The organism is Streptomyces thermocarboxydus (assembly GCF_024760485.1).
Lineage (GTDB): Bacteria > Actinomycetota > Actinomycetes > Streptomycetales > Streptomycetaceae > Streptomyces > Streptomyces cellulosae.
In genome coordinates this window covers 6,631,640-6,648,024 of the sequence record NZ_CP058273.1, presented here as the reverse complement: position 1 = coordinate 6,648,024, position 16,385 = coordinate 6,631,640, and the positions used below count along the sequence as shown (strand labels likewise).

General features: G+C 72.8%; 16 protein-coding genes and 1 pseudogene. 8 read left to right on the top strand and 9 right to left on the bottom strand.

What is annotated here, in order from left to right:
* Window position 1: 1 nt before the first annotated feature.
* Window positions 2-673 carry a succinate dehydrogenase gene (locus tag AY578_RS30360; protein WP_019521354.1) on the bottom strand — a complete coding sequence of 224 codons (672 nt, stop codon included), beginning with the start codon at window positions 671-673 and terminating at the stop codon, window positions 2-4.
* A 120-nt stretch (window positions 674-793) separates the two neighbouring features.
* Here AY578_RS30360 and AY578_RS30355 point away from each other — a divergent pair, with 120 nt between their 5' ends.
* Window positions 794-1,678, top strand: a complete 885-nt coding sequence (locus AY578_RS30355) for a LysR family transcriptional regulator (protein WP_019521355.1) — start codon at window positions 794-796, stop codon at window positions 1,676-1,678.
* Between the two features lie 294 nt (window positions 1,679-1,972).
* Here the strand turns inward: AY578_RS30355 and AY578_RS30350 are convergent, their stop codons facing one another.
* The 4 genes from AY578_RS30350 to AY578_RS30335 form a co-directional block, all read right to left on the bottom strand.
* On the bottom strand, window positions 1,973-2,362 hold the full coding sequence (locus AY578_RS30350) for a nuclear transport factor 2 family protein (protein ID WP_028959054.1): 390 nt from the start codon (window positions 2,360-2,362) through the stop codon (window positions 1,973-1,975).
* A 10-nt stretch (window positions 2,363-2,372) separates the two neighbouring features.
* Window positions 2,373-4,514 carry a putative bifunctional diguanylate cyclase/phosphodiesterase gene (locus AY578_RS30345; RefSeq protein ID WP_019521357.1) on the bottom strand — a complete coding sequence of 714 codons (2,142 nt, stop codon included), beginning with the start codon at window positions 4,512-4,514 and terminating at the stop codon, window positions 2,373-2,375.
* Window positions 4,511-5,323: an SAM-dependent methyltransferase gene (locus tag AY578_RS30340; RefSeq protein WP_019521358.1), complete on the bottom strand. Its 813-nt coding sequence runs from the start codon at window positions 5,321-5,323 to the stop codon at window positions 4,511-4,513. The genes AY578_RS30345 and AY578_RS30340 overlap by 4 nt, the downstream gene beginning before the upstream one ends.
* A 280-nt stretch (window positions 5,324-5,603) precedes the next feature.
* Complete coding sequence (locus tag AY578_RS30335; RefSeq protein ID WP_019521359.1) at window positions 5,604-6,530, bottom strand: SCO0930 family lipoprotein; 927 nt, start codon at window positions 6,528-6,530, stop codon at window positions 5,604-5,606.
* Window positions 6,531-7,381: 851 nt separating this feature from the next.
* On the opposite strand from AY578_RS30335, the gene AY578_RS30330 reads away from it, so the two are divergent.
* On the top strand, window positions 7,382-8,146 hold the full coding sequence (locus AY578_RS30330) for a bestrophin-like domain (protein ID WP_078504443.1): 765 nt from the start codon (window positions 7,382-7,384) through the stop codon (window positions 8,144-8,146).
* A 101-nt stretch (window positions 8,147-8,247) separates the two neighbouring features.
* Here the strand turns inward: AY578_RS30330 and AY578_RS30325 are convergent, their stop codons facing one another.
* Together AY578_RS30325 and AY578_RS30320 are read right to left on the bottom strand one after the other, a co-directional pair.
* A complete protein-coding gene (locus AY578_RS30325; protein ID WP_019521362.1) occupies window positions 8,248-8,430 on the bottom strand; it encodes a hypothetical protein in 183 nt (60 codons plus the stop codon).
* A 32-nt stretch (window positions 8,431-8,462) separates the two neighbouring features.
* On the bottom strand, window positions 8,463-8,960 hold the full coding sequence (locus AY578_RS30320; protein WP_019521363.1) for a hypothetical protein: 498 nt from the start codon (window positions 8,958-8,960) through the stop codon (window positions 8,463-8,465).
* A 336-nt stretch (window positions 8,961-9,296) separates the two neighbouring features.
* Between AY578_RS30320 and AY578_RS30315 the strand changes: the two are divergent.
* Window positions 9,297-9,964, top strand: a pseudogene (locus AY578_RS30315) (class F sortase).
* Window positions 9,965-10,014: 50 nt separating this feature from the next.
* Here the strand turns inward: AY578_RS30315 and AY578_RS30310 are convergent.
* A complete protein-coding gene (locus AY578_RS30310; protein WP_258906451.1) occupies window positions 10,015-10,854 on the bottom strand; it encodes a polysaccharide deacetylase family protein in 840 nt (279 codons plus the stop codon).
* Window positions 10,855-11,001: 147 nt separating this feature from the next.
* Between AY578_RS30310 and AY578_RS30305 the strand changes: the two genes are divergently transcribed.
* Entirely contained in the window at window positions 11,002-11,463 is a 462-nt protein-coding gene (locus tag AY578_RS30305) for a universal stress protein (protein ID WP_019521366.1), read from the top strand.
* Between the two features lie 108 nt (window positions 11,464-11,571).
* A complete protein-coding gene (locus tag AY578_RS30300; RefSeq protein ID WP_019521367.1) occupies window positions 11,572-13,005 on the top strand; it encodes an amino acid permease in 1,434 nt (477 codons plus the stop codon).
* Here the strand turns inward: AY578_RS30300 and AY578_RS30295 are convergent.
* Window positions 13,002-13,817 carry an alpha/beta fold hydrolase gene (locus tag AY578_RS30295; RefSeq protein ID WP_258906443.1) on the bottom strand — a complete coding sequence of 272 codons (816 nt, stop codon included), beginning with the start codon at window positions 13,815-13,817 and terminating at the stop codon, window positions 13,002-13,004. The genes AY578_RS30300 and AY578_RS30295 overlap by 4 nt on opposite strands.
* Window positions 13,818-13,874: 57 nt before the next feature.
* Between AY578_RS30295 and AY578_RS30290 the strand changes: the two genes are divergently transcribed.
* From AY578_RS30290 to AY578_RS30280, 3 genes are all read left to right on the top strand, one after another.
* Window positions 13,875-14,348: a MarR family winged helix-turn-helix transcriptional regulator gene (locus AY578_RS30290; protein WP_028959059.1), complete on the top strand. Its 474-nt coding sequence runs from the start codon at window positions 13,875-13,877 to the stop codon at window positions 14,346-14,348.
* Between the two features lie 205 nt (window positions 14,349-14,553).
* On the top strand, window positions 14,554-15,222 hold the full coding sequence (locus tag AY578_RS30285; protein ID WP_019521370.1) for a DUF1275 family protein: 669 nt from the start codon (window positions 14,554-14,556) through the stop codon (window positions 15,220-15,222).
* A gap of 67 nt (window positions 15,223-15,289) precedes the next feature.
* Complete coding sequence (locus AY578_RS30280; protein ID WP_019521371.1) at window positions 15,290-16,381, top strand: ABC transporter permease; 1,092 nt, start codon at window positions 15,290-15,292, stop codon at window positions 16,379-16,381.
* The last annotated feature ends 4 nt before the right edge of the window (window positions 16,382-16,385 follow it).

The following is a 16,385-nucleotide window of genomic DNA, read 5'->3' as shown; positions in this document are numbered from 1 at the left end:
GTCAGCTCACCACTCCGGTCATGACGCCCACGGGGACGGCGAGGAAGCCGGCCGTGAGCAGCAGCGCAAGGGCGTTGGCGGTGGTCTTCAGGGCGCGGTCGCGGGTGCGGCTGCCGGCGCCGAGGGTCTGGGCGGCGCTCCAGAAGCCGTGCCGGATGTGCAGGCCGACGGCCAGCATCGCGACGATGTAGATGGTGTTGCCGTACCAGGTGGAGAAGGTGTCCACGACGTTCTGGTAGGGCTTGCCGGACTCGAAGCCGCCGGAGTGGACGGTGCCGGTGGTCAGGTCGAGGAGGTGCCAGACGATGAACAGGGCGAGGATGATCCCGCCCCAGCGCATGGTGCGTGTGGCGTAGCTCGCCCGGGCCTTCCTGTGAACGTACTTGGCCGGGCGCGCCTTGATGTCGCGGCGGCTGAGCTGGTACGCGGAGACCGCGTGCGCGACCACGGCGAGGACCAGCACCACGCGGACGGCCCACAGCGTCCACTCGTAGTGCATGAACGGTTCGCCGACCGTCCGCAGCCAGTGGGCGTAGTGGTTGAACTCCCCGGCCCCGAAGAAGATCTTCAGATTGCCGAGCATGTGGACGACCAGGTACAGCAGCATGATCAGGCCGCTGACCGCCATCACTGTCTTCTTGCCGACGGTCGAGTCCCACACGGTGCGTGCCATGGACGGCCGTCGGTCCGTCCGCGTTGCCAGAGCCATGTCACCAGACGCTAGGGCCGAGGGACCCCATCGGTCCAAGACATGGTGCGGCTCGATTCGATAGGGGACGCCTATCATGGCTGGATGCAGTTCCAGCAGCTCCAGTACTTCGTGGCGGTGGCCGAGACCCGGCACTTCACGCGCGCCGCCGAGCTGGTCCATGTCGCCCAGCCGTCCCTGTCGCAGCAGATCAAGGCTCTAGAGCGGGAGTTGGGCGCGGATCTGTTCCGGCGGGCGCGCGGCAACATCACGCTGACCGACGCGGGCGAGGCGCTGCTGCCGCTGGCCCGGCGGATCCTGGCGGACGCGGACACCGCACGGCACGAGGTGCAGGAGGTGGCACAGCTGCGCAGCGGCCGGGTGCGGCTCGGCGCGACCCCGAGCCTGTGCACGGGTCTGCTGCCGGACGTGCTGCGCGCCTTCCACGACCGCTATCCGGGCGTACGGCTGCTGATCGAGGAGGGCGGCTCGCACGACCTGGTGCGCGAGCTGGCGCGCGGCGCGCTGGACCTCGCCCTGGTGGTGCTGCCGCTGCCGACGCCCTCCCCGGCGCTGACCACGGTGGAGCTGCTGCGGGAGGACCTGGTGGTGGTGTCCTCGCCGGACGCGCCCCGCCCGGGCCGGGGCCGGCGTGCGGTGCGGATCGCCGATCTGGAGGGCGAGCGTCTGGTGATGTTCCGGCACGGCTACGACCTGCGGGAGCTGACCGTGGCCGCGTGCCGGGCGGAGGGCTTCGAGCCGGAGTTCGCGGTGGAGGGCGGGGAGATGGACGCGGTGCTGGGGTTCGTACGGGCGGGCCTGGGCGTGGCGGTGGTGCCGCGGATGGTGGCCGCCCGCTCCGGTCACGGTCTGCGGGTCACCCCGCTGGCCCGCCCGGGCCTGCACCGGACGATCGCCCTGGCCCACCGCAGCGACGTGGCGCCGCCGCGGGCGGCGCGGGAGCTGCAGGGGATGCTGCTGGAGCGGTGAGCACCGACGCGCCCGCCGGACGCCCTCAGGGGCACGGGGAACCGCGCGCCCGGCCAGGACGAGCCCGCACGGACCAAGGCACCTCAGGCGGCACCGACCGAGCCGACCCACTCCCCGTGCCCGACGACCGGCGCGGAGACGAGGTCGCGAAAGATGCCGCCGACGCCGCAGCGCGGCGACATCACCACGGGCCGAGCGCCTGACGCCCCCGGCGACTGCACTGGGCAGGCCCCTCGCCCAACACCTTCAGGGGCGCGGGGAACTGCGCGCCCAGCCACAACGAGCCCGCACAGGCTAGGTCACCTCAGGCGGCACCGGCGTGCCCTGGTGGTAGTACATCCGCCAGCCCGTCTCCTCGTCGCGTCTGCGCCACATGGAGCTGCGGCGGGCGCGGCGGCCCTCGAAGCAAGTCTCGTAGGTGAGGTGCACCAGGCCGGGCGCCAGCAGTACGCCGACGATGTCCGACGGCTCGTGCACGGGGCCGCCCTCCGCGCTGCCAGGGTGCTCGGCCAGCTCCGCGACCATGTCCTCGTACGTATAACGCCGCCCGGACGCGCCCACCTCGACGAACTCGGGGTCCAGCAGGAGCGTCGTCCCGGCGCGGGAGGACCGCACGGCGGGGTCCATCAGCCGCAGCTCCCCCTCGACGGCGGCCCGGACCGCCTCCTGCTCCCCGTCCGTCATGGTGCTCATCTCATCCCGTCGCGTCCACAAGCGCCAGCTCGTGCAGCCGCTCCGGCGGGCCCGGGCGGGCGTAGTACCAGCCCTGGGCCGTGTCGCAGCCCAGGATGCGCAGCTGCTCGGCCTGCGCGCCGGTCTCCACGCCCTCCACGGTGACCGCGAGGTCGAGGCTGTGCGCGAGCGAGACGATCCCCTCGACGATCTTGAGGTCGACCGGGTCGGCGGGGAACTGCTGCATGCTCTGGGTGAAGGAACGGTCCAGCTTGAGGACGCTCACCGGGAGGCGGCGCAGGTTGGCGAGGTTGGAGTAGCCGGTGCCGAAGTCGTCGAGGGCGATGTCGACGCCCATCTCGGCGAGCCGCCGCAGCGGCTTGAGCAGGTCGTCGTCGGCGCCGATGAGCGCGGACTCGGTGACCTCCAGGCACAGCGCGTCGGGCGCGACGCCGGTGCGCTCCAGGATCTCGACGGTGTCCTGCACCAGGCCCGGGTGGGTGAGCTGGCAGGGCGACAGGTTCACGTTGATGCGCAGCGGGCCGAGCGCGTCGCCGCCGTTGGCGTCCCGCCACTCGCGGGCCTGACGCACCGACTGCTCCAGCACCCAGCGGCCGAGCGGCACGATCAGCCCGGTGTGCTCGGCGAGCGGGATGAAGCGGTCCGGGGACAGCACCCCGTGCTGCGGGTGAAGCCAGCGCACCAGCGCCTCCGCGCCGCGGACGCTGCCGTCGCCGAGGTGCACCAGGGGCTGGTACTCGATGAAGAACTCGCCGCGGTCCAGGGCCGTGGGCAGCGCCGTGGTGAGGCCGTGCCGGGTGATGGCGCGGGCGTCGGCCTCCGGGTCGGCCAGCTCGAAGCGGTTGCCGCCGGCCGCCTTCGCCCGGTACATCGTGATGTCGGCGCTGCGCAGCACCTCGGCCGCGCTGCGCTCCCCCGCCGGGCCCTCGACGATGCCGATGCTGCCGCGGACGGTGAGTTCCCGGCCGTCGATGCTGATGGGGGCGAGCAGGGCGTTCATGATGCGGCCGGCCAGCTCGTCGACCGTGCGGCGGGTGTCGGGTCCTGTGGTGAGGGCGACGAACTCGTCGCCGCCGAGCCGGGCCACCATCTCGCCGGGCGCGGTGGCGCAGGACTGGAGGCGGTCGGCGACCTCGACGAGGAGGCGGTCGCCGGCCGCGTGGCCGAGGCTGTCGTTGACGGTCTTGAAGCCGTCCAGGTCGAGGTAGCAGAGCCCGAACCGCCGGCCGGGCCGGGCCGCGAGGGCCTTCTCCAGGCGTTCGAAGAAGAAGGTGCGGTTGGGCAGCCCGGTGAGCGCGTCGTGGGTGGCCTCGTAACGCAGCCGGAGGTTGAGCAGCCGCCGCTCGGTGGTGTCCTCCATGAGGGCCAGCTGGTACTGGGGTTCGCCGTCGGCGTCGCGCAGCAGGGAGACGGTGAGGTTGGTCCACAGGACCGTTCCGTCAGGGCGGTGGAAGGCCTTCTCCACGTGGTAGTGCTCGCGCTCGCCGCTCACCAGCTCCTCGTAGAGCCGCCAGGTCTGCGGGGCGTCGTCAGGGTGTGTCCAGTCCTTGACGTTGCGGCCCAGCAGGGCCTGCTCGGTCAGGCCGAACATGCGGCTGAGGGCGCCGTTGACCTGGAGGATGCTGCCCTCGAGGTCGGCGATGCCGATGCCTATGGCCGCGCCTTCGAAGACCGCGCGGAACCGCGTCTCCGTGGCGTGCAGGGCCTGCGCGACCACGCCTTGCGCCTCCAGGGCCGCCTTGGCGATGGCCTCCTGCTCGGCCAGCGTCCGCTCGCGCAGGGCCTGGGCGAAGCCGGCCGCCATGGCGTGCTGGAGGCGCGCGCTGCGTGTCCTGAGGGTCTCGCGGTCGCCGTCGTCGCCGCAGTAGAGGACGAGGTAGGCGTCGACGCAGTCGAGGGTGCGGCCGAGCGCCTCGGGGTCCGTGCAGTGCGCCTCGACGAGCGCCGCGCCGGCCGCCCGGCCCGCCTCCGCGTCGAACGACCGGGCGCGCAGCGCCTCGCTCAGCCGCCGGGCGACCGGGAGCAGCCGCTCCTCGAACTCGGGGCGGGTGGCGGCGGTCGAGGTCACCGGGTACACGGCCCGGCTCCAGATCGTCGCGAACCGGCGCAGTCTGCCCTCCGGCCCGTCCGGCTCCGCGCTCACGCCGTACGCCCCACGCCCGCGAGACCGGAGAAGGCGTAGGGATCCTCGTCCTCCGGTGCGGTGTCGGGACGCCATCGCGGCATCGGCACCAGTCCGGGTTCCACCATGTCGTACCCCTCGAAGAACCGCGCGATCTCGTCGCGCGTGCGCATGATCAGCGGGTTGCGCATGTCTCGGTACACGTCGACCGCCCCCTCGGCCCGCTCCGGCGGCAACGGGATCCCCTCGTACGTGGCGTGGGTGAGCACCAGCATGCTCCCGGGCGCCAGGGCCTCGCGCAGTTCGGCCACCGCCCCGTACGGGTCGTCCGCTTCTTCCACGAAGTGAAGTATGGCAACGAGAAGCAGCGCGACCGGCCGATTCAGGTCGATCAGCCGGCCGACTTCGTCACTGCCGAGAATTTCCCGCGGTTTGCGGAGGTCGGCCGCGAGGACGTCGGCGCGGTCGTTGCCCTCCAGGACCACTTTGCTGTGCGCGACCGCCACCGGGTCGTGGTCCACGTACATCACCCGGGCCTCGGGGTCGGCCTCCTGGGCCACCTCGTGCACGTTCCCGAACGTGGGGATGCCGGAGCCGATGTCGAGGAACTGGGTGACCCCCTCGGCGACGGCGTAGCGCACCGCGCGCCGCATGAACGCCCGGTTGGACTGCATGACCTTGGGCAGTCCCGGCATGAACTCCATGGCCCTGCGGGCGGCTTCCCGGTCGACCTCGAAGTTGTGCGAACCGCCCAGGTAGTAGTCGTACATCCGGGAGACACTGGGCACCGTGATGTCGATGCTCCGCGGGGCCCAGGCGGGACGCTCCATGTATCTCTCCAAGGCGTAGGCGATCCGGTGTTCGAGCAGAGGCTACTGATCGCCCGCCAACAGGGCGACCCCAAACGGAAATTGACCATCCGTTCCCGGTCACTGCCTCTGGCACGTGCACGCTTTGCGGGTGCACAGGATCGTCACGTGACGTGATCACGTCACTCCGGAGGGTTTCGGCCCGCGGGGGGAACAGGGGAAAACGGACCGCCCCTCCGCTGGTTCGCGGAGGGGCGGTCTCATGGCCGGCGGCGCCGGGGTCGGCACCCTGGGGAGGTCGTCACTTCTCCGGCGCGCCGACCGGCTTTCCGTCGGGTCGCACGGCGTACCAGGTGCCGCCCACGCCCTGACCGTTGGTGTCGCCGGGCGCCTTGTCGCCGGCGAAGGTGTAGATGGGCCAGCAGTTGATGGTCTGCTGCTCGGCGCCGTCGGGCCGGGTGAAGGTCATGTAGCCCTTCTTCTTGATGCCCTTGGTGTCGTCGAAGTCGACCGGGGAGACGATCGGCCACTTCTTCACGCAGTCCCCGGTGCAGTTCGAGACGGGCTTCGGCCACGCCTCGTCCTTCATGAAGCGGTAGACCGTCATGCCCTTCTCGTCGACGACGATCTCGCCGAGCTTGGAGTCCTCACGGGTCGACAGCCCGGGCAGGTCGGCGGACTGCGCCTTCTTGCCCTCGGGCGTGAACGCGAACCACTTGCCGCCCACGCCCTGGCCCTTGACGTCACCGGCGTTGACGTCCTTGACGTACCGGTACGCCGGCCAGCCGTCCACGGTCAGCTGCTTGGTGCCGTCGGCGCGGGTGATCTCGCCGAGCAGCGCCTTGTCGATGCCCTCGCCCGCCGAGGCGTCGTCCGCCGGCACCGGCGGCCAGGTCTTCGCACAGTCCCCGTCGCAGTTGGACTTGGGCGGGTTCGCGGAGTCCTGGTCGAACCGGTAGAGGGTCAGGCCCAGTTCGTCGGTCACCACCTTGCCGAGCTTGGCGTCGGTGGCCACGTTCAGCTGCCCCGCCGTGTTGGCCGGCTGGCTCGGGGCCGGGGAGGTCTGGCCCGCCTGCGCGCCGCTTCCGATGCCGCCGAGGTCGCCCGGCGCCGTGATCCCCACGTTCTGGCTGGAGGGCGGCTGGGTGTCCTGACCGCACGCCGTCGTCAGGGTCAGCACCGCCGCGGCGCTCACCACCAGTGAGGCGGTCCGCCAGGAGGTCTTCATCGTCAACTCCAGATGATCGCAGAGGTGTCGCAGCGCTCTGCCGCGCCGCCGCTCGACGAGGGGTACGCACGGCGGCACAGGTTGTGTTCAACGGCGGCCCGTTTTTCTTTTCTTAACTCCTTCGTGGCATTCCCCTGGCTCTCGTGCGTGGCACGGCCCCGGACGACTCATGATCTTCGTCGTGCAAGCACTCGTACCGACCCAAACCCGTACCGCGGCGCGCGTATTGGCCGTGGTCACGCTGCTCTGGGCGCTCGCCGGCGCACCCGGCCAGGCGGCGGCGGACGCCTGCGCGTACGCCTCGACGGGGCCGGGCGGCACGGAGGCGGTGGCGATCGCGGGCCACATCGACTGGGACGTCCCGCCCTGCTCGCCTCCCCCGCCACCTCCGCCCACACCCACCCCCACGCCGACCCCCACACCCACCCCGACCCCGACGCCGCCCCCTCCTCCGCCACCACCGCCCTCGCCAACGCCGACGCCGACGCCGACCCGCCTCCGCCGCCGAAGCCCAGCCGGACGTGCGGCCGTCACGCCGCCCAAGGCCCGCCCCGCCCCACCGCCGCCCCAGCCGACGCCGACGGCCAGGCCGCGCCCGACACTCCGTCCGGCGCCCCCGCCCCCGTCGAAGCCGAAGCCGTCCGCCTCTCCGAGCCCCCGACCGACCCTGCGGACCGTCACCTACCCGCGCCACCGCGCGGCCGAGGTGAAGCGGCCCGCCCGCAGCACCACGTCGCCGCTCGTCTTCGTCCTGCTCATCACCACCCCGGCGGTGGTCGCCGTGGCCGCCCTGCGCCCGCGCTGACGACCGCCCGCACCACCGATCGGCCCTCTCTTCCTGGAGGCACCTCTTGCCGGAATGGCTTGTTCTCACCCTCGCCATGCTCGCCGCCTGCGCCGTCGTCGTGATCATCACGTTCCTGAGGCACCGGAGAGCGGCCGAGGACGAGGACCCCAGCGAGACACCGGACGTCATCGAGTACATGACGATGTGGATCGGCGTGGTGTACGCCATCGTGCTGGGTCTCGCCATCGCCGGCGTCTGGGAGGGCCGCAGCGCCGCCCAGGACGACGTCCGCGCCGAGGCGGTCGCCCTGCACGAGGTCTCCCAGCGGGTACGGGTCTACCCCGCCGAGATCCGTGACCGGATCCGCGACGATGTCAACGCCTATGTCGGACACGTCGTCACCACCGAGTGGAAGACCATGGCCGACGACGACCGGCTCACCGACGAGGGCGACGAACTGCTCGACCGGCTGCGCCAGGACGTGACCGACTACGAACCGCGCACCGACTTCGAGGCGCAGGCCTACCAGCCGCTGGTGGACCAGGTGGCCGCCGCCGACCAGGCGCGCAGCGCGCGCGCCGAGTCGACCGGGGCGACCATGCCGGGCGTGGTGTGGTTCGGCCTGGTCACCGGAGCCGTGGTCACCATCGGCATGATCTTCGCGCTGCAGATCCGGCGCACCCGCCGCGAGTTGATCCTCGCCGGACTGTTCTCGGCGCTCATCGCCTTCCTGCTGTTCCTCATCTGGGACTTCGACGCGCCCTACGGCAGGGGCCTCGCCGCGACGACGGAGCCGTTCCTGCGGCTGTTCCCGGAGGTCAAGAGCTAGGCAGAAGGCGCGGCTGCCGCCCCCAACCGACCACAGCGGTCGGGGGCGGCCGTCACACGGGGGCCTCACCGGTGTTCATCGCCGTACGCCGAACTCCCCAGTCAGCGTGCCGATTCCCACGGGTGGCTCCCCGTCGCCGCCCGGCGGACGGTGAAGCGCACCGTCACCTCCCGAGCGGGGCGGGCGGTGACGTCCTGGCGCTGCTCGGGCTCGCCGGCCACCGTCAGCACGCGCACGGCCGCGCCCCGGACACCGACAGGGTCCAGGGCGCGGGTTTCGGGCACGTGCGGAACAGGGGACCGAGGGAAACAGCGCCTCAGATCCGCTTCTCGGCGCGGCGGCGCATCCAGATGAAGCCGCTGCCGACGACGGCGGCGGCCACCAGCGATCCGCCGATCGCCATGTCGGTGGGGGTCGCGCCGGTGGTGCTGCTGCCGCCGATGCCGCCGCGGACACCGCCGATGACGGTGAAGGCGGCCGGGCGGGTCAGGCTGCGCCCCGAGCAGTGGACGGTGATGTCGTAGGGACCGGGGCGGGCGTTGTCGTCGATGGTGGCGGTGCCCCGGGCCGTGTCGTTGCGGTTGTTGACCGGGGTCAGGTTCGTCCGCGGGAAGGCGTTCGAGGTGGCGTGGCCGCCGTTGGGGCAGCCGTCGACGGTGATGCTGAGCTGGCCGCCCCGGGCGATGACGCTGGGCAGGGCGGTGATGTTGGACGGGTTGGCGACCCGTCCGCCGTCCGCGACGGCCGCCGGGGCGGCGACCCCGAGGACGGCGACCGCGGCTCCGGCGGCCGCAAGGGCACGTGTGTTGCGCATGTGATCCTCCGCGGGAGACGCCCCGGGTCCCGTCCCCGGTCCGATCGGCGAGAAAGCGTCTCCCGGAAAGACCCTCAGTTGCCCTGCGCCGCCGCGCATTTCGGGAATGGTCCGTACGGTTGAGGGCCACCCCCGCCCCTCCCCTGCGGGCGGGGCCATCGCCGCAGGTCACGGACCGTCAGAAGATCTTCGTCCGGGATCACCTCGGATGGCGCACGCCGCCCGCCCGGGGGCCACCCGTTCGCCGCCGTCCCGTCGCCGGTGGCGCACCCTCCGCTTAGCGTTCACGTCATGCGCGAGTGACACGGCGACGGCCGTGTCGAGAGGGGAAGGCGAATGTCAGCTTTCGAGCCGGCCGAAGCCGAAGAGGAGGCGCGTCCGAGGAGGCGCGCCCCGTGGGGCGTGATAGCGCTGGTCCTGCTCACCGGCCTCGCGCTGCTCCGCAACGGCTCCGGGGAGTTCGACGTGGGCCCGCGCCGCAGCCGGCCGGCGCGGCCGCCGCGGACAGCGCGACCCCGGGTGCCGTCGTCGGCGCGCTGCCGCCGCTGCCGTACGCGGTGCCGGACCGGGTGCGGATCCCGGCGATCCAGGTGGACGCGCCGATCCTGCCGGTGGGCCTGGACGCGGACGGCTGGGTGGCCGCGCCGCCTCCCGAGGACCCGAACCTGGCGGGCTGGTTCACCGGCGCGGTGTCGCCGGGCGAGAAGGGCACGTCGGTCGTGGTCGGGCACGTGGACAACGCGCGGGGCCCGGCGGTGTTCTACGGTCTGGGCGCGCTGAAGAAGGGCAACCGGGTCGAGATCGCCCGCAAGGACGGCAAGACCGCGGTGTTCGAGATCTACGGCGTGGAGGTCTTCTCGAAGCACGACTTCCCCGGCGACCGGGTCTATGCGTCCAAGGGCACCGCCGAGCTGCGGGTCATCACCTGCGGCGGCGGCTTCACCCAGCAGGACGGGTACGACGGCAACGTGGTCGCCTTCGCCCGCCTGGCCGAGGTCCTCTGAGCCGTCCGCCTGCCGCCCCTGCCCGCGTGGGCAGGGGCGGCACGGCGTTCTCAGACGTACTCCCGGCGGGGCACGGTGACGTGGTAGCCGGAGTCCAGCAGGAACGGCAGATAGGAGCGCAGGGCCTTCACGCTCTGCGAGCGGTCGCCCCCGGCGTCGTGCGAGAGCACCACGACGCCGGGGGCGGCGCCGTCCTCGACCCGGCCGACGATGGTGCGGGTGCCGGGCTCGGTCCAGTCGAGGGTGTCGACGGTCCAGGCGAGCGGCTCCATGCCCAGTTCGGCGCCGAGTTCGAAGGTGGCGCGGTTCCAGGCGCCGTAGGGGGCGCGGAACCACTCCGGGCGGCTGCCGTAGTGCTTCTCGACGACGTCGCTGGTGCGTTCCATCTCTGAGCGGATGGTGCGCCGGCGGAGCTTCGTCAGCAGGGGGTGCGTCCAGGTGTGGTTGCCGACGACGTGGCCCTCGTCGGCCATGCGGGCCAGCAGGTGCGGGTTGTACTCCGCCATCTCGCCGCACACGAAGAACATCGCGCGCACCTCGTACCGGGCCAGGGTGTCGAGGATGCGGGGGGTGTAGCGGGGGTCGGGGCCGTCGTCGAAGGTGAGCACGACGGTGCGGCCGTTGTCCGGGACCTTCAGCAGCGGCTCCTCGCGCACCGGGGTCCTGCCGGGCGTGGTGCGCGGGGGGCCGTAGCCGGTCAGGGGCCGCAGGCGGTACTCGGAGGGCCTGAGCGGGCGGCGGGCCGGGGGCGCTCCGGCGGCGGGCGGGGAGGCGGTCGCGCCCCGGTTCCCGGCGCCCGGCGCGAGCGCCGCGGCGATGCCTGCCGCGCCCAGCGTGGCGGCACCGGCGAGCAACGCCCGGCGCCGGTTGAGCAATTGATCCTTCTGCATGACTCATCAGTCGCCCCGCGGGGGCCCGGCACAGCGCCGCGACACCGGTGCGGCGGCACGTTTTCACCTGATCGGCGCAGCATACGGCGTAGATCCCCGGGGACCTCGCGGTGTCCGGCCGGGCGGCGCTCCGATAGCCTCGCGGTCGTGACGGAACAGCAGTCCCATCGGTTCGAGCGGGGCACGGACGGCCCGAAGGTGATCGTGGCCGGCGTGGACGGCTCCGACTCGTCGCTGCGCGCGGCGGCGTACGCCGCGGGTCTGGCGCGGCGTCAGGGCGCGCTGCTCGCGATCGTGTACGTGCAGCCGGTGCTGGCCGGCGGGGCGGCGCTCGGCGCCCCGGTGGCGGACACGACGGAGGAGATAGCGCAGGACCTCGCGGCGCAGATCCGGGAGTCGATGGAGCGGATCAAGGGGATCTTCGACATCCGCTGGGAGTTCCACACCTTCCGGGGCGACCCGTACAACGGCCTGGTGAAGGCGGCGGACGACCTCACGGCGGACGCGGTGGTGGTGGGCGCCTCCGAGCAGGCGGGGCACCGGTTCGTGGGGTCGGTGGCGGTGCGCCTGGTGAAGGCGGGGCGCTGGCCGGTGACGGTGGTGCCGTAGTCCGGTGAAGGCGGGCCCTTCGGCTCGCGTGGTGTCTTCCGCCGGCGGCGCCTCGGGGGGATCATGAGCCGTCGTCAGCCGCTTGCCGAACGCGAAGAGGTGAGGCGCATGGCCGGGCTCCGGGCGGGCGAGGGGATTCTTCGCCGCAAACCGATCGAGCACATCGAGGAGACGGAGGTCGGCCGGGGTCCGCGCCTGGAGCGCACCCTGGGCCTCTGGCAGCTCACCGCGATCGGCGTGGGCGGCATCATCGGCGCGGGCATCTTCACGCTCGCGGGGACGGTCGCGAACGGCACGGCGGGCCCCGCGGTGCTGCTGTCGTTCCTGATCGCGGGCGTGGCGAGCGCGGCGGCGGCGCTGTCGTACGCGGAGTTCGCGGGGATGATCCCGAAGGCGGGGTCGGCCTACACGTACGGGTACGCGGTGCTGGGCGAGCTGGCGGGCTGGTTCATCGGCTGGGACCTGCTGCTGGAGTACACGGCGATCGTCGCGGTGGTCGGGATCGGCATCTCCGGCTACTTCGGCTTCCTGGTGAACGAGATGGGCGCCGATCTTCCGGCCTGGATGCTGGGCGCGCCCGGCACCGGGGAGGGGCACCGGGTCGATCTGTTCGCGGCGCTGCTGTGTCTGCTGATCGCGGCGCTGCTGAACCTCGGCATCAAGAACGCGGCGCGGTTCGAGACGGTCGTCGTGGTGCTGAAGGTACTGGTCGTGCTGCTGGTGATCGGCGTCGGCGTGTTCCACATCCGGACGGAGCACTACGAGCCGTTCTTCCCGTTCGGCGTCGGCGGGGCGTTCACGGGTGCGGCGACGGTGTTCTTCGCGGTGTTCGGTTACGACGCCATGTCGACGGCGGCGGAGGAGTCCAAGGACGCGCAGCGGCACATGCCGAAGGCGATCATCTACTCGCTGATCATCTCGATGGTGCTGTACGTGGCGGCCTGTCTGGTGCTGACGGGCATGCAGGACTACAAGGACATCGACCCGGAGAGCGGCTTCTCGACCGCGTTCAAGTCGGTGGGGCTCAACGGGCTCGCGGACGTGATCGCGGGGGGCGCCATCATCGGCATCCTCACGGTGATGTTCACGTTCATGCTGGGCGTGACGCGGGTGTGGTTCGCGATGTCCCGGGACGGGCTGCTGCCCCGCTGGTTCGCGAAGACGCATCCGACACGCCACGTGCCGACGCGGGTCACCTGGATCGTGGGGGTGGCGTCGGCCGCCATCGCCGGGTTCCTGCCGATCGGCGAGGCGGCCGAGCTGACCAACATCGGCATCCTGCTGGCGTTCGTGGTGGTGTGCACGGCGGTGATCGTGCTGCGCTACCGGCAGCCGGAGCTGCCGCGCGCCTTCCGCACGCCGTGGATGCCGGTGGTGCCCGCGGTGGGCGTGGCCTTCTCGATCTGGCTGATCACGTTCCTGCAGTGGCAGACCTGGGTGCGGTTCGCGGTGTGGTTCGTGATCGGCCTGGTCGTGTACTTCGGCTACTCCTACCGGCGTTCGGCGCTCGCGGGCCGGGACGACGCCGTGGACCGGGGTTAGAGGGTCTTCAGGAAGCCGAGCAGGACGCGCCGGAACTCCTCCGGGCGCTCCAGCGCCGAGTAGTGGCCGGTGCCGTCGATGGTCGCCGTACGGCCTTCGGGGACGGCGCCGGCCAGGCGCTCGGCGGCGGCGTGCAGATCGGCCGGCTCCAGGGAGCCGTTGACGGCGAGCAGCGGGACGCGGACGCCGCCGTGGCGGTCGAAGGAGCCGGTGAGGTGCACCAGCCAGTCCTTCTCGCCCGCGCTGTGCTTGGACAGCGTGTGCAGGGCCATCTCGCGCAGGCGGCGCGGGATCTCCGGGTCGACGTCCTCGGCCGGGCGGCCGGGGCCGGGCACGAGCCGCAGGAAGGCGTCCAGCCAGGTGGTCACGTCCCCGGCGGCCAGTGCCCGGGCGATCGTCTGCTGGAGCTCCTGGTGCCAGGGGTCGGTGTAGCGGAAGTCGCCGGTCGCCGCCCCGGCGGTGACCACCGCGCGGACCAGGTCCGGGTGTTCGAGCACGGTGTCGGTGGCGATCACTCCGCCCATGGAGAGCCCGACGAGGACGGCGGGTCCGGCGTCGAGGTGGCTCAGCAGCGCGGCCAGGTCGTCGGCCCAGCGGAACGGCGCGGTGGCGTTGGCGGAGAAGCCGTGGCCGCGCGTGTCGGGGGCGATCACCCGGTACCGCTCGGCGAGGACGCGCACGTGGTCGTCCCACATCCGGTGGTCGACAAAGCCGGAGTGGAGCAGCACGACGAGGTCGCCGGAGCCGGTGTCGCGGTAGGCGAGATCGCCGTCGGCGGACGGGAAGGTACGGAGGTCCGAAGCACCAGTCATGACAACCAAGGTGTCATGATGGACCCACTTTGACAACCCAGATGTCATGATGGGCGGGTGACGGACCACGAGACCCCCCTCCCGCCCGACGAGCTCGGCCGACGCCTCACCGAGGTGTACGACCTGGTCGGCCCGCTCTACCGGCGCGCCCAGCGCAGCGTCGAGCGCGGCCTGACGGACGGTGAGCTGTCCCTCGGTGTGCGTGCCGTGCTGACACTGCTGCACCGCAACGGGCCGATGACGGTGCCGCAGATGGGCCGGGCGCAGGCGATCAGCCGCCAGTTCGTGCAGCGCATGGTGAACGAGGCGGCGGACCAGGGGCTGGTGGAGAGCATCCCCAACCCGGCCCACCGGCGCTCCTCGCTCATCCGTCAGACGGAGAAGGGTGCGGCGGCGATCGGCGAGGTGCTGCGCCGGGAGCACGCGCTGCTGCGGGAGACCGGCGGCGGCCTGACGGACGCCGAGGTGACGGCGTGTCTGCGCGTGCTGGGCGAGCTGCTCAAGGCGCTCGACCACGGCGACGTCGACTGACGCGCGTGCCCGGTGCGGCCAGCGCGGGCGTCCGAGATGCACCCCGCAACGACGTGTGACCACCATGGTGGGGAACTCTTCCGAAAGGGTGATCGAGATGTCCGCGACGTCTCCCCGGCGGGCCGCCAGACGTGCCCCGGTACTCGCCGTCCGTGAACTCTCCTCCTGCCACGTCCCGTTCCTCCCGGCCGACGCCGCCTGACCCATGCGGGCGGCGCCGTCGTCGACGCGCCTCGCGGTCACGGCCGCGCTGCTGTCGTACGCGGCCGGAGCGGGTGACGCCTTCGCGTTCACCGAGCTCGGGGGCGTGTTCACCGCCAACATGACCGGCAGCCTCGTGCTGTCGGGGCTGACCGGCCGGCCGGGGTACGGGGCCCTCGTCGCGGGGGCGGCCACCGCGCTCGCGGCGTTCCTGGCCGCCGTGTACGCGGCGTCCCGCGCGGCGCCGAAGGGGCCGGGGCCGCGGTGGGGCGGGATCCGGGCGGTCCTCGTGGCCGTCGTCGCGCTCGACCTCACGGTGCTGGCCCTGAAGTCCGTCGCCCCTGCTCCCGGCACGGCGCTGCGGCTGCTGTCACTGGCCGCGTCCGCGGCGGCGATGGGCGGCCAGACGGCGGCCGCCAAGCGCGCGGCGGGAAGCTCGGGGGTGACCACGACGTTCGTCACGGGCACGCTGACCAGCCTGGCGCAGGACGCCGCCGACGGCAGCTCCCGGCACGCGGCCGTCCGCGTGGGGGCGGTCGTGATGCTGTTCCTGGGCGCGCTGACGGCGTCGGGGGCGATGGCGGTCGACGCCCGGCTCGGTCCCGCCGTCGCGGCGGCCGGCACCACCGCGGCAATCCTCGCGCTGCCCCGGACGGGCGCGCCCGACCCCTGACGCCACCGGCGCTCCGGCCCCCTGACGCCCCTCGGCGCCGACCGACCTCACCGAGCAAGGAGCCGACATGGCCGACACCCCCGGACCGGACGGGCGGCCACCCGGACGTCCTGCTGCCGCGACACCGCTGGGCCGCTTCCGGGCCGAGGCGCGGGACGCGATCACACCCCGCACCGGGCTCCTCATCCTGGGCGTGCTGATCCTCGAACTCGCCTTCGTCGTCTCCTACATCGGGGCGTTCCACTCCCCCACCCCGGAGCGGCTCCCGGTGGCCGTGGTGGCCCCGGCGGCGGAGCGGCAGCGGGTGGTCGACGAGCTGAACGGCATCCCCGGGGAGCCGCTGTCCGCCCGGCCCGCGGACAGCGCGGGGCAGGCACGCACGATGGTGCTGGAGCGCGACGTGGACGCGGCCCTCCTGGTCTCCCCGGACGGGCGTCCCGACCGGCTGCTCGTGGCGTCCGCGGCCGGTCCCTCCGGGGTGCAGGCGCTGGAGCGGGTCCTCCAGAAGGCCGACCCGTCGCAGCCGGTGGAGATCACCGACCTGCGGCCGCCCAACGAGGCCGACGGGCGGGGACTCGCCTCCTTCTACCTGGCGGTCGGCCTGGTCGTGGGCGGCTACCTGGCCTCGGCCGCCGCGGCCGCCTCGTACGGGGCGCGTCCGGCCAACCCGCACCGCATGCTGATCCGGCTCGGGGCGCTGGCCGTGGTGTCGGTGCTGTCGGGGCTCGGCGGCGCGATCGTCGCGGACTTCGTCTTCGACGCGCTGCCGGGCCACTTCGCGGCGCTGTGGTGGATCGGCGCCCTCACCACGTTCGCCGCGGCGGCGGCCGGGATGGCCTTCCAGGTGCTGCTGGGGCCGGCGGGCGTCGCCCTGTCGGTGCTGATCTTCGTGGTGCTCGGCAACCCCAGCGCGGGCGGCGTCTATCCCTCGGCCCTGCTGCCGCCCTTCTGGCGGGACCTCGGCCCCGCCCTGCCGAACGGGGCCTCGGTGACGCTGCTCCGCAACTACGCCTACTTCGGCGGCCATCACACCGCCACGGCCTGGTGGGTGCTGTCCGCCTGGGCGGTGGGCGGCGTCCTGGTGGGCGCGCTCGCCGCGCGGTTCCGCCGTGGACGCGGACGCCGGTCGCCGGAGCCCGCCCCCGCGGCCCCGGGCTGACGCC